12 protein-coding genes are annotated in these 13,167 nt (G+C 42.9%); 9 read left to right on the top strand and 3 right to left on the bottom strand.

Annotated elements, in window-relative coordinates:
- Positions 1-151 precede the first annotated feature (151 nt).
- Together dnaK and dnaJ are read left to right on the top strand one after the other, a co-directional pair.
- Positions 152-2,065 carry a molecular chaperone DnaK gene (gene dnaK, locus SJY39_RS26900; protein ID WP_010438931.1) on the top strand — a complete coding sequence of 638 codons (1,914 nt, stop codon included), beginning with the start codon at positions 152-154 and terminating at the stop codon, positions 2,063-2,065.
- A 306-nt stretch (positions 2,066-2,371) separates the two neighbouring features.
- On the top strand, positions 2,372-3,520 hold the full coding sequence (gene dnaJ / locus SJY39_RS26895; protein WP_372264258.1) for a molecular chaperone DnaJ: 1,149 nt from the start codon (positions 2,372-2,374) through the stop codon (positions 3,518-3,520).
- A gap of 129 nt (positions 3,521-3,649) precedes the next feature.
- Here dnaJ and SJY39_RS26890 read toward each other — a convergent pair whose 3' ends face one another.
- Positions 3,650-4,081, bottom strand: coding sequence for a type IV pilin protein (locus tag SJY39_RS26890; protein ID WP_010438935.1), 432 nt, complete (start codon positions 4,079-4,081; stop codon positions 3,650-3,652).
- Positions 4,082-4,183: 102 nt separating this feature from the next.
- On the opposite strand from SJY39_RS26890, the gene SJY39_RS26885 reads away from it, so the two are divergent.
- The 7 genes from SJY39_RS26885 to tadA all read left to right on the top strand — a co-directional run bounded on the left by SJY39_RS26885 (position 4,184) and on the right by tadA (position 10,947).
- Entirely contained in the window at positions 4,184-4,684 is a 501-nt protein-coding gene (locus SJY39_RS26885; protein ID WP_010438937.1) for a GspH/FimT family pseudopilin, read from the top strand.
- Positions 4,662-5,264, top strand: a complete 603-nt coding sequence (locus SJY39_RS26880; RefSeq protein ID WP_010438939.1) for a PilW family protein — start codon at positions 4,662-4,664, stop codon at positions 5,262-5,264. The genes SJY39_RS26885 and SJY39_RS26880 overlap by 23 nt, the downstream gene beginning before the upstream one ends.
- Positions 5,261-6,556, top strand: coding sequence for a hypothetical protein (locus SJY39_RS26875; protein WP_102305939.1), 1,296 nt, complete (start codon positions 5,261-5,263; stop codon positions 6,554-6,556). The genes SJY39_RS26880 and SJY39_RS26875 overlap by 4 nt, the downstream gene beginning before the upstream one ends.
- Positions 6,546-6,956 carry a prepilin-type N-terminal cleavage/methylation domain-containing protein gene (locus SJY39_RS26870; protein WP_016768353.1) on the top strand — a complete coding sequence of 137 codons (411 nt, stop codon included), beginning with the start codon at positions 6,546-6,548 and terminating at the stop codon, positions 6,954-6,956. The genes SJY39_RS26875 and SJY39_RS26870 overlap by 11 nt, the downstream gene beginning before the upstream one ends.
- Before the next feature lie 270 nt (positions 6,957-7,226).
- Positions 7,227-8,789 carry an AbgT family transporter gene (locus SJY39_RS26865; protein ID WP_010438945.1) on the top strand — a complete coding sequence of 521 codons (1,563 nt, stop codon included), beginning with the start codon at positions 7,227-7,229 and terminating at the stop codon, positions 8,787-8,789.
- A gap of 208 nt (positions 8,790-8,997) precedes the next feature.
- Entirely contained in the window at positions 8,998-10,287 is a 1,290-nt protein-coding gene (locus SJY39_RS26860) for a hemolysin family protein (RefSeq protein ID WP_010438948.1), read from the top strand.
- Positions 10,288-10,374: 87 nt separating this feature from the next.
- On the top strand, positions 10,375-10,947 hold the full coding sequence (gene tadA, locus SJY39_RS26855; RefSeq protein WP_371956769.1) for a tRNA adenosine(34) deaminase TadA: 573 nt from the start codon (positions 10,375-10,377) through the stop codon (positions 10,945-10,947).
- A gap of 83 nt (positions 10,948-11,030) precedes the next feature.
- Here tadA and SJY39_RS26850 read toward each other — a convergent pair whose 3' ends face one another.
- Entirely contained in the window at positions 11,031-11,165 is a 135-nt protein-coding gene (locus SJY39_RS26850; RefSeq protein ID WP_010438952.1) for a hypothetical protein, read from the bottom strand.
- A 352-nt stretch (positions 11,166-11,517) separates the two neighbouring features.
- The gene (gene mltF, locus SJY39_RS26845; protein WP_102305938.1) at positions 11,518-13,086 is read right to left on the bottom strand and encodes a membrane-bound lytic murein transglycosylase MltF; all 1,569 of its coding nucleotides are present in this window, start codon (positions 13,084-13,086) and stop codon (positions 11,518-11,520) included.
- Positions 13,087-13,167: the final 81 nt, after the last annotated feature.

Here is a 13,167-nt window from a genome sequence, read left to right as displayed (position 1 = left end):
AAAACCAGTTTGCAGCCCTTATCTATGGTGCATACGAAAGCAAATTACATTTGCACTTTAATTTTGTGTATTAGGGTTGATTCCCTGATTACCACCCCCACATATGTGGGTATAGCAAAAAACTAAATAATATATATTCGGAGATGGCCTGATGGGTAAAATCATTGGTATTGATTTAGGTACTACTAACTCTTGTGTTGCTGTTCTTGACGGCGACAAACCACGCGTACTAGAGAATGCTGAAGGCGAACGCACAACAGCATCGGTAATCGCATACACTGAAGGCGAGACGCTAGTTGGTCAACCTGCAAAACGTCAAGCTGTTACTAACCCTCAAAACACACTGTTCGCTATTAAGCGTCTAATCGGTCGTCGTTTTGAAGATGAAGAAGTTCAACGCGATATCGAAATCATGCCTTTCAACATTGTTAAGGCTGACAACGGTGATGCATGGGTTGAAGCGCAAGGCCAAAAAATGGCTGCTCCTCAAGTATCTGCTGAAGTTCTTAAGAAAATGAAGAAAACAGCTGAAGACTTCCTAGGTGAAGAAGTAACTGGTGCAGTTGTAACTGTTCCTGCTTACTTCAACGATGCTCAACGTCAAGCAACGAAAGATGCTGGTCGTATCGCTGGTCTAGATGTTAAACGTATTATCAACGAACCTACTGCTGCTGCTCTGGCTTACGGCCTAGACAAGCAAGGTGGTGATCGCACTATCGCTGTATACGACCTTGGTGGTGGTACATTCGATATCTCTATCATCGAAATCGATGAAGTAGAAGGCGAGAAGACTTTCGAAGTTCTTTCAACTAACGGTGATACTCACCTTGGTGGTGAAGATTTCGATAACCGCATGATCAACTACCTAGTAGATGAGTTCAAGAAAGAGCAAGGTATCGACCTTAAAGCTGATCCACTAGCAATGCAGCGTGTTAAAGAAGCAGCAGAAAAAGCGAAAATCGAGCTTTCTTCTACTACTCAAACTGACGTAAACCTACCTTACGTTACTGCTGATGCGACTGGTCCTAAGCACATGAACATCAAAGTGACTCGTGCGAAGCTTGAGTCTCTAGTTGAAGACCTAGTTCAACGTTCTCTAGAGCCACTAAAAGTAGCTCTAGCAGATGCTGACCTATCTGTCGGCGAAATCACTGACGTTATCCTAGTTGGTGGTCAGACTCGTATGCCTATGGTTCAAGCTAAAGTAACTGAATTCTTCGGTAAAGAGCCACGTAAAGACGTGAACCCTGACGAAGCTGTTGCAATGGGTGCTGCTGTTCAAGGTGGTGTACTAGCTGGTGACGTTAAAGACGTTCTACTACTAGACGTTACTCCTCTATCTTTCGGTATCGAAACGATGGGTGGCGTAATGACTAAGCTTATCGAGAAAAACACAACTATCCCTACTAAAGCGGATCAAGTGTTCTCTACAGCTGAAGACAACCAAAACGCAGTAACTATTCACGTTCTTCAAGGTGAGCGTAAACAAGCGACTTACAACAAGTCTCTTGGTCAGTTCAACCTAGAAGGTATCCAACCAGCACCACGTGGCATGCCACAAATCGAAGTAACATTCGACCTAGATGCTGATGGTATCCTGAACGTATCTGCTAAAGATAAAGCAACAGGTAAAGAGCAAAAGATCACTATCCAAGCATCAGGCGGTTTGTCTGAGGAAGAGATCGAAGCGATGGTACAAGAAGCAGAAGCTAACAAAGAAGCGGACAAAAAGTTCGAAGAGTTAGTTACTACACGTAACCAAGCTGACCAAATGATCCACGGCACTAAGAAGCAAGTAGAAGAAGCTGGTGAAGCTCTACCTGCTGACGAGAAAGAGAAGATCGAAGCGGCTATCACGGCACTAGAAGAAGTTAAGTCTGGTAACGACAAAGAAGCTATCGACGCTAAAGTTCAAGAACTTATGCAAGCTGCTCAAAAGCTAATGGAAATTGCTCAACAGAAAGCTCAAGCTGAACAAGCAGGTGCTGACGCTGGTGAACAATCTAAGCAAGACGACGATGTTGTTGACGCGGAGTTTGAAGAAGTTAAAGACGACAAAAAATAATTTTTCGTCGCTATAACACGTGATTTCTGCGTCGAAGGTACTCACTTACACTTACCTTTTGGTTGGTTAAGAAAGTCCGTGCCTTCTCCTTGAACTAACGTGTTTTAGCTTAGAAAAAGTCGTTTTTCGATTTCTAAATATACGGGCGTCAGAGGTAACTCTAACGCCCGTAAATTTGTATTTAGACTTGTCTATCTAGATAATAGCTTTATTCGGTATTTCAGCCGACAGAACTTTTATCTAGATTGATACACAGACTACTGAAGTGATCATTCGGTAGTAGCAATTATTTTGGTGACCTAGAACATGTCAAAACGTGATTTTTACGAAGTATTAGGCGTAAGCCGCGATGCATCAGAGCGCGATATTAAAAAAGCGTACAAACGCTTAGCGATGAAGTTTCACCCGGATCGTAACCAAGGTGACGATACTGCGCCAGAGAAGTTTAAAGAAGTAAAAGTAGCGTACGAGATCCTGACCGATCCACAAAAGAAAGCAGCTTATGACCAATACGGTCATGCCGCTTTTGAACAAGGCGGTATGGGCGGCGGCGGCGGTTTCGGCGGCGGTGGTCAAGGTGATTTCGGCGATATTTTCGGTGACGTATTTGGCGATATCTTCGGCGGTGGTCGTCGTGGTGGTGGTCAAGCGCGTGCACAACGTGGTTCAGATTTACGTTACAACATGGAGCTTTCTCTAGAAGAAGCGGTTCGTGGTGTTTCTAAAGAAATCGAAGTACCAACACTTGTTGAGTGTGATATTTGTGATGGTAGTGGCGCTAAAGCGGGCTCTTCAGCACAAACATGTGGCACTTGTCATGGCCATGGCCAAGTACAAATGCGTCAAGGCTTCTTTGCGGTTCAACAGACTTGTCCTACTTGTAATGGTAAAGGCAAGATCATCAAGGATCCATGTAACTCATGTCATGGCCAAGGTCGCAAACAGAAGACTAAAACGCTTAACGTTAAGATCCCTGCTGGTGTTGATACTGGCGACCGTATTCGTCTATCTGGCGAAGGTGAAGCGGGAGAGCAGGGCGCTCCAGCTGGCGACCTGTACGTACAAGTTCACGTAAAAGAGCACAACATCTTTGAGCGTGACGGCAACAACCTTTACTGCGAAGTACCAGTTAGTTTCACCATGGCAGCATTAGGTGGTGAAGTTGAAGTTCCGACATTGGATGGCCGTGTAAACCTTAAGGTGCCAGAAGAGACACAAACGGGCCGTATGTTCCGTATGCGTGGCAAAGGCGTTAAAGGCGTTCGTGGCGGCAGTGTGGGTGATCTAATCGTTAAGCTAGTGGTTGAAACACCGGTTAAGCTAAGCTCTCGTCAAAAAGAACTACTGCGTGAGTTTGAAGAAACATGCTGTGGCGAAGCAGCAAGCAAACATAAGCCAAAGTCTGAAGGTTTCTTCAGCGGTGTTAAAAACTTCTTCGATGACCTTACTAAGTAATTAGATCGTGGTTTGAAAATTTTAAAGCCTGCCTATGTGCAGGCTTTTTTGATCTTCTCGTTTAGTTAAAAAATGCAGCTATGTATATGCTTAGTCATTCATTACTCATACCAAGGATATTAACGTCTATTAGTTCCAGCAATTTACAGGGGATTCTTCACCTGAAGATTTGAGCGTCATTGTTTTGGGAGTGCCTAGGCAAGAGTCACCACTTTGCCCCTTAGTTGACTGTGCCGTGGCGGTTATTGTATATGCCATGCTGCTTGAACTTGCGACAGAAAATACATAGCGGTCACTTGGTGATTCACATATAGCACAAGCCCCTCCTGAAATAATACTGCCCCAGTTATAGACACCGTTGTATGACTGCTCAAGTGTGAGTTGTATTTTTGCCATATCAGCTAATGCTGCTGTTCTATGCGATTTAATGACATGTTCGGTATAGCTTGGGTAGGCGATAGCGGTTAGCACTCCAATAATAGCCACTGCGACCAATAGTTCGATCAATGTCATCCCTTTGCAACTTAAGTTGTTGTTGTTGCATTTATTTTTTCGAATCATCACGAGTAGTTCCTTCTCTATATTCAGCCTATTTTTCTTCGGTGGTAGCATCCTTGCAAGATTAAATACGGTTACGTATCGGTTTACATAGGAATTTGGGAAATGTCTCGCGGGTTTACCTTCTTAGAGCTACTCATAACCATATCAGTGCTCTCTATATTATTGGCTGTTGCCGCTCCAAGTTTTAGTTCTGTCTCGGAAACAGTGAAGATGCAACGGTTAGCTACTGAGTTGAATGGTTTTATGATGCAGGCAAAATCTGAGGCAGTTATGAGAAATACTGATCTTTGGGCTCATTTTTTAATGAATGGTAATTCAAATGACACCGGTGATTGGAAAATTGAATTGACCGAATTCGATATTCCGAATACTGGTACGACAATTCTTACACTGGAAGGTGCTTCATTTCGAAACGTAGATTTCACCGTTAACTACAGTTCTGAACAAATTAAATTTAGTGGAGTAAACGGTAAAGCTAAAGATGGCCATCTCTTATTTGATATGAACTCTAAGCCTTTAAAGCTTATAACATATCGTACTTCAGGAAGAATGAGAATTTGTGGTGTAGAAGGAGACTTTTATGGTTATCAGATCTGCACTTAGGAGGCAGCAGTTCGGTGCAACATTAGTCGAATTTATGATCTCTTCCATTTTGGGAATTGTCGTTATTGGAAGTGTGGGGTCGGTATTTATATCCGGACAAAACATCGCATCCGAGAGAAGTAAAGAATTATTACTATTACAACAAGTTTCAGGAGCTCTTCAATACTTTAAAGAAGATATCCAGCGTGCGGGCTACGATGGAGGGACAGGTGTATCTCTAAAATTATCAGGCTCCACCGATACTTTATATATTTCTCCTGATTCAAAAACGGTTGCATATGCTTACACTCATCAATCAGAGATTCGAAATGTCGCTTTTGTATTTGATTCAGGTTTGGTCAAGGTGTGTGATAGCCCCTCCAGTATCGTAAAAACAGTATCAGCGGCGATTAGTGGGTGCTCTTCTATCTTTGAGCCGAATCAAATTAGAGTCGTTGATTTTCATGCGAATCAGTCAAGTATTGAATCTCAAGGGGTTAGTTCAGGTATTACAACCATTATGATTTCTGCTGAATTAGTAGGAGATACGTCCGTTAATTATTCATCAAGTGTGATTGTAAAAAATAGGAATTGGCGATGAATAAAAATCAACAAGGTGCGGTTGTTTTACTTACAACAAGTGTATTACTAGTTACTGCGTTAATGTTGACTTTTGGTAGTTATCGCTCTGTTTTTTATCAAATAAAAAGATCTCAGAATGAAGTAGAAGCGCGCAAGCAACATTGGGAAGCAGAGGGAGGTCTAGAGTGTGGTTTTACATATATTGTTAATCAAAAATTGCAATCAATACCCAATAATTTAGCGACAGTTTGTAACTCGTATAGTTTTTCTTCCTTAAATGCTGACTTTACAAACCCTGAAATTTTGCTTTCTCAAGTTGGTCATAGCAGTGTTAATAAAAAAATAATCTTTTCATCTTCAGTTGGTTATGGAGCTATGAAGTCGACTTCTGATGTTATTTCTTTTGGCTCAGCACTTTTTTCACCACCAGACCCTGGTGAATTTGACTCGGCTGCTGAAGCTTATGAGTGTATCGGGGCAGTGGTTAAATATAGGTTTATTGCGACTGGTATTACCAATCATGGCGTAAGTAGTTCTATTGAATCTCCAGGAGCCGGGCATGATCCCACTAAGGATTGTAAGCCTTCTCATAAGACATCGACAGCTGTTAAATCAGGGATATGGGAGAACTCCTTTGGAGTGATAAGTTCTCATAATGTTGGGTTAGATATTCAGCGAGGTGACACTATCGACCCTTTTAAAGATTTTTTCGGAGTCGATAAAAGTAAGTGGCAAGAGGTTCGTGATGATGTAGATAACGAATTTATTAAAGTTTCAATGCCTTCTAGTAGTGTTGATTGCTATAGCCAATTTTCTGATTCAATAGTGAATGGACAGCCCAATAAAGTTTGGATTGATGGCTCTTGCCAACTAGCGCCAGTTGATGTGACGAATATTGTAAATTTACAGGCTGCACACCCGGGAACCGATTTGTTTTTACTTGTTCATGACGGTGTTTTTGGGGTCACTGGTTCTGGCGATATTAGCGGTGTATTTTTTCATTTTAATAATACTTACTCTCCCACTCCTTCTCAATGGGACTCGATGACGGAAGTGAAACCTTTTGTAAATTCAGTATTTAGTGACCTAATTAATACTATGTATGGTTCTTCAAGTACTCTTACGCCATATCATGCAACTTATGCGCAAGCTGGCGCATTCAGTTTCACGGGGGGACAATTTTTTGATACAGAAGGGCAAATGGCGCTATTTAATAACTCTCTGAATTTTTCATTCAATTCAGATGTTATTGATGAGTTCGAATTTTCACCTAAGCCAAGATGGCAAAAAGGTTCATGGAATGATTTATAAGCAAAAAGGTTTTAGCCTAATTGAAGTACTCATTTCATTTTTATTGATAGGAGTCGGTTCGCTAGGGCTAATTAAGTTACAAACATATGTTGAGCAAAAGTCTGACTTTGCTATTCATAGTGTAGAAGCTTTGAATTTGGCTGAAAATAAGCTGGAATGGTTTAGAACTCGAGGCGCATCTGCCGCTTTATCGAGTATAACGCCTGCGGATTTTGCTACGGATATTGTTGATGGCATGGATCACTCGCATTTTAAATATCAACTTGATTGGACAGTGACGAACAGTTTATCCGGAGCGCTGAAGACCGTTCAGATAACAAGCTCATGGGAAGACCGGTTTGGTAATAATCAAGAGATCGAATTACATACCATGATTTCTAAATACAGCGAGTTCGATTGATTGGGTTTATAACTTCAATGTCGTGATAGTTTGCTCTTCTCGGACATTCTTTATGTACCAGTTAAAACTCTGTATATGGAATGGTATGTTTTGTGTTTTTATATTGTTGCTGTTGTATGGTATTTTTGCAAAATATGTCTCCATTTATGGAAAATAAGATGGAATCTTGTGCTTTTTAATGACGACTTTAATAGAATATGTGCTGCACCAATAGGCCATGGTCCAAACTTATATTAGGCCTAAACAAACAACATCACATATGGAGTTACCATGAGTAACCAAGCCGTAAAAAAAGCACCATCGACTGAGAAGATCAGTGGAATGGACCGCTTTCTAAACTTCATTGAACGCGCCGGCAACAAAATTCCAGATCCAGCAATTCTGTTCTTCTGGGCTCTAGTTATTGTATGGGTAGCATCTGCACTTTTGTCGAATCTTTCATTCGATCTAATCAACCCTCAAACGGGTGCTGCTCTAGAAGTTAACAACCTACTCACTGGTGAAGCGCTTGCTAGCTTCCTCGCGAATATGGTTACCACGTTCACAGGTTTCGCACCTCTAGGCATCGTACTTGTTGCTATGCTAGGTGTTGGCGTTGCTGACTCTTCAGGCTTCATTACGACTGGCCTTAAGAAGATGCTTAATTTCACGCCAGCTAAGCTATTAACGCCAATGCTAATCTTGGTTGCTATCGTGTCTCACACAGCAGCAGATGCAGGTTACGTTCTAGTCATTCCTCTTGGCGGCATCATCTTCCACGCAGCGGGTCGTCACCCTCTAGCGGGTATTGCAGCAGCGTTTGCTGGTGTATCAGGTGGTTTCTCAGCGAATTTCATTCCTTCAGGTATTGATCCGCTACTAGCAGGTTTCACTCAAACCGCGGCAAACGTTCTTGACCCTGCATACGTGGTTAACCCTCTAGCGAACATCTTTTTTACTGGCCTATCTTCAGTTCTAATCGTTGGTATCGGTTGGTACGTAACAGAGAAGGTTATTGAGCCTCGTCTTGCTAACACACCTGTTGATGAAGATGCAGAACAGGCACCTGACCTAGGTACATTCACAGCGATTGAATCTAAAGCATTCAAATTTGCTGGTTGGGCAATGGTTGCGGGTATTGGTCTACTTATCGCAGCTTTGGTTCCTGAAAACTCAGCACTTCGTTCGCCTGAAGGTGAACTAACAGCGTTCTCAGCGCCAGTAATGAAGTCTATTGTTCCTCTGATCTTCATCCTGTTTATTATTCCAGGTATCGTCTACGGCCGTGTAGCGGGTACTTTCAAGAATAGTAATGATGTTATCAAAGCAATGTCTGAGACAATGGCAACGATGGGCGCGTACATTGTAATGTCGTTCTTCTGTGCTCAGTTCCTATCTGCATTCGCTCAATCAAACATCGGTACTATGCTGGCACTTTATGGTGCAGAAGGCTTGAAAGCGATGGACCTTCCAGGTGAAGCAACGGTTGTTGGTATGATTCTACTAACGGCTGCAGTTAACCTTCTTGTGGGTTCAGCTTCAGCTAAGTGGGCTCTTATTGGTCCTATCTTAGTTCCTATGCTAATGGTTGTGGGTATCTCTCCAGAGCTATCTCAAGCGGCTTACCGTGTTGGTGATTCAGTGTCTAACATCATCTCTCCATTGATGGTGTTCTTCCCACTGGTTGTTGTTTACTGTCAACGTTACGTTAAGTCGACAGGTATCGGTACTCTAGCTTCTCTAATGATGCCATTCTCGATTGCTATGCTAATCGGTTGGTCAATCTTCTTGCTAGCTTACTGGGCTCTTGGTATCCCACTAGGTATCCAAGCTCCTTACACTTACACAATGTAAGCTAAGTAAGAAAAGCAAAAAGTTAGTAAGATAAAATCATCGAAGCCTGCACCAAAATGTGCGGGCTTTTTTTTTCGCTATTTTTGTCTATTTTTTATATCTAAGACTTTTTATATCCACAACTTTTTATATTCAAAATCAAGACACTCAGCTTATACTCCGGATTACGGCTAATTGTTGGTCGGTAAAATTAGGAAATCCAAGCCACATGAAGATTCTGCTTTTAGTGGGGTTAATTGTTTTAAATGGTCTGTTTGCCATGTCAGAGATTGCACTGGTAGCAGCAAAGAATAGTCGGTTGAAACGCTTAGCCGAAAAACATCGCTCCGCTCAGGTTGCTCTCGAGCTTAAAGAAAATCCCACTCGTTTCCTTTCAACCATTCAGATTGGTATTACAGTGATAGGCCTACTCAGCGGTATTGTGGGTGAGGCGACCCTATCTGCGCCACTGGCCGTTCAACTTGAACTCTGGGAATTCGACCCTGCACAAGCAAATATCCTGTCTACTGCGATCGTCGTTGTTGGTATTACTTATTTCGCGATTGTTGTGGGTGAGTTGGTGCCAAAGCGTTTTGCTCAATCCCAAGCTGAAAACATCGCCGTGTTAGTCGCATTGCCTATCTTCTGGTTATCTAAAATCGCGACACCATTTGTGTTTGCGTTGTCTGCTTCAACCGAAGGTATTCTCAAATTAATGGGACGTGGTGGTGAAGAAGATAGTGTCACTGAAGATGACATTCATGCCCTAGTGAAAGAAGGCTCTGAATCTGGTGTGATAGAACGTGGCGAGCAAGAGATGATTCGTAATATCTTGCAGCTTGATGATCGTCTTGTGAGCTCGTTGATGACCCCACGGCGAGATGTCGATTTTCTGGATATTGACCAACCTGTTGAGCAGTTGCTGAAGAAGCTGCGTTTATCAAAGCACAGCGTATTTCCACTTTGCCAAGACCACCTTAATCAAGTCGTCGGTACGGTGTCAGCCAAAGCTTTGCTGAATCAGGCGGGCAATTTAAGTATTCAAGTTATTATGGGGCTCTCTAAATCCCCAATCTATGTTCCAGAGTCGATGAAGGCGTTGCGCTTACTGAGCTACTTTAAAGGTTCAGGTGCTGAGATGGTCTTTATTGTTGATGAATATGGCGATGTGCAAGGCCTTGTGACGCACTATGACATTCTTGAAGCGATCGCCGGTGAGCTGTCTAATAACCCTCAAGACCTGTGGACTGAGGAAGTCGAAGACGGTTTACTGGTGGATGGATTGATCCCGCTCAGTGAACTAAAGAATCGCTTAGAGCTATCAGAGCTAGAAGTTGAGAAAGAAGGTTTCCAGACGTTGAACGGCTTAATCTCTTGGTTAATTGGTCGCTTACCTGAGGTTGGCGAGGTTGTCGAATATCAGCAATGGCAGTTTGAAATTACCTCGGTTGAAAACAATCGAATTGTCAGCGTCAAAGCGACTCCGATAACCAACGACTTTAGCGACGCTAGTCGTTAGTGACTCAATGAACAGGCCTGCCGTTAATATCTTTAATCTCGCTATTGTTCGTTGTCTCGCTATTGTTCATTATTACTAAGATTAGGTATGCTTCACGGCATACCTATTTTTTGCTTTACCTTTTTGGAGTTCCCTTTGTCAGATCATCAATTTAGCCCTCAAGATGAAATCTTCATGCGACGCGCCATCGAGGTAGCGAAGCAAGCTGAGAAAGAGGGAGAGGTTCCCGTTGGTGCGATACTGGTTAAAGGTGGAGAGATTATCGCTGAAGGGTGGAACCGTTCGATTGGCAGCCACGATGCGACAGCACATGCTGAAATCGAAACCTTACGTAAAGCGGGCCAAGCTTTGGAAAATTATCGCTTACTTGATACTACGTTATACGTCACTTTAGAACCATGCCCTATGTGCGCAGGTGCTTTGTTACACAGCCGCGTAAAACGAATTGTCTTTGGAGCGCCAGACTTAAAGGCGGGAGCTGCAGGTACAGTACTTAATTTGTTTGAAAGCCAAGCCTCATACCACTATGCCGACGTTGAACATGGCTTGCTAGAAGCTGAGTGTCGTGAGCAATTGCAGGCGTTTTTCAAGCGTCGTAGAAAAGAGATCAAAGAGAAAAGAAAGCAAGAGCGCTCAGAGGAAGAATCGAGACAGAAATAAGGCCCATCTAAATAGGCACTCTATCTTTTAGGAGTGCCTAAGTGCCTAAGTGCCTAAGCAAACTTACTTGGTCATCATGGCATTTACTCAGCAATCATCTGCATGAAAGCACGGTTGCGCCAAATGATCTTTTTCTTATTATTTGAAAGCATACGCTTACGACGGTTTGCAGCAACAGTCTTATCAAGGCGTTTCGATTTCAGCTTGTTCTTCATCATTTCAATGACTTCCTATTTGTCGTCTGACTTTTTAATTTGGACTAACGATTTAATTATAGTGTTATTCGTTTATTTGGCCTGTCGTACGCTTGGCTTACTTAGAAGAGCAGTTCTAGTCTAAAGCCAGCATCGAAGTTCAACAGAGCATAATCTTGATTGTGGTGTGCCGTTATAAGGTTCGATTGTTACTGCAATATGACATTCCTAATTTCACAACACAGTTTTATGGTGAGAATCCCCAGTTGCTTAGTTGCTAGTTACTTAGTTACTCAGTCAGAGATTCTGCTATTTTGCTTCTTATCTTGCAGACAATAAAAAAGAGCAATGCTAATTGGCATTGCTCTTTTGGATTTTACTGCAAGGATTCTGAACTGCTGACTGTCGGCTGAGCTGCGCTGATAGTCGATTCAGCACCTGAGATTTCTAGAGGTGGGATCACCACCAAATCTTCAAGGTTAGCCTCTTGTTCTTTATTTCGCTTATTTACATGACCAATAATGCTTTGGTAATAACGGCGAATGTTCTCTACGTAGTTCCTAGCTTCATCACCACGTGCATACCCGTACCGAGTTTGGCTGTAATATTTCTTTTGTCTTAGCAGAGGTAACCTATCTTTTACATCACCCCAAGCGTCAGGATCGCCACCTTGCGCTTTGGTTAAGCGACGAGCATCCATCATATGTCCGTAACCGACGTTATATGAGGCTAGGGCAAACCAGATTTTTTCGTGTTGGGTGATTGAGTCTGGAACTCGGTTAACGATACGACGCAAGTATTCAACACCACCTTGTACCGACTGTTTAGGGTCAAGACGGTTAGTCACGCCAACGCTTTTCGCTGTGGGTAGCGTCAGCATCATCATGCCACGTACACCGGTTGGTGAGCGAGCAACAGGATTCCAGTGTGACTCTTGGTATGCCAAAGCGGCAATCAAGCGCCAGTCAAACTCTTGAGAGTATTCCTGAAAGAGTGGCGACCATTTTGGCAGTTTGCTATCCAGTGCACGGATAAAGGCGCGAGTATCAACGTAATCAAAGGTACCAATGTGACCTATATACTTCTCTTCGAGTGATGCGAGCTCACCAGATTGTTTTAGGTTGCCGAAGAATTCAATCAGTAAAGCATACAGGCTTTCGTCTTCAGATTTCTGTAAGTACCAAGAGATAGGTTGGTCTTCTGTTAGCTCAAAAGCGAGAGCGACCTCTGGATACAAACGTTGCGCCAATGAAAGCTCAATTGAATCTGCAACGGTAAACAGTCGCTCTCCTGTCGAGACTTCTTTTAGTAGGTCGTTGACGTCCGCATTACCGACCGCATCGTAGGTAAAGTCATCATGTGTGTTCTGTAGCTGTTTTAGTGTTGGCTCGAAGTGTGAGTCTTTTACTACAATTAAAGAGGGGGTCAGTGTTTCGCTTGATGACGCCTCTTCTGATTCAGTTTGTGCTTTTTCAAACTCAGCCTGACGTTCATTTTCAAACTTGATCAGTTGCTCAAGGTTTCTTGGTCGCCACTGGCCTTTTTTGTACACGACTTGTTGGCTTACATAATAATAAGCTGGCGCAGCGCGATAAGCGCGTGTCAGGTTACTATTTTGCGTTAACCCAGTTGCGATAAGATCGATTTCGCCTTTCTGTAACGCTGGGAATAGGCCGGATAAACGGTAAGCGGGTTTAACCTCAAGCTTTACACCAAGCTCTTGCGCAAACTCACGAGCTAATTCGTAATCCAAGCCTGCTGGGCCATCTGGACCGATGTAATAAGAGAGTTGGTTATTCAAGGTGCCGACACGAAGAACGCCACGGTCTCGTATCTGCTCAAGAACACTTTTAGGTTCAGATTCAATCTGGCATCCCGCTAACCCAAACAGAGCGATAGCGATCAGAAGGAATTTAGACGAAAAGATGAGCGTAAATTTAGGCATCAAAATGAAATCTCAAAAAGTAGAAGCTCCTTTATACCAAACCCCGCAAGACTGGCAAAGCTGCTTTAATTAAACAGTTGT

This window comes from Vibrio sp. R78045, from assembly GCF_042466085.1.
Classification (GTDB): domain Bacteria; phylum Pseudomonadota; class Gammaproteobacteria; order Enterobacterales; family Vibrionaceae; genus Vibrio; species Vibrio cyclitrophicus.
This window is presented reverse-complemented; position numbering and strand designations above follow the sequence as displayed.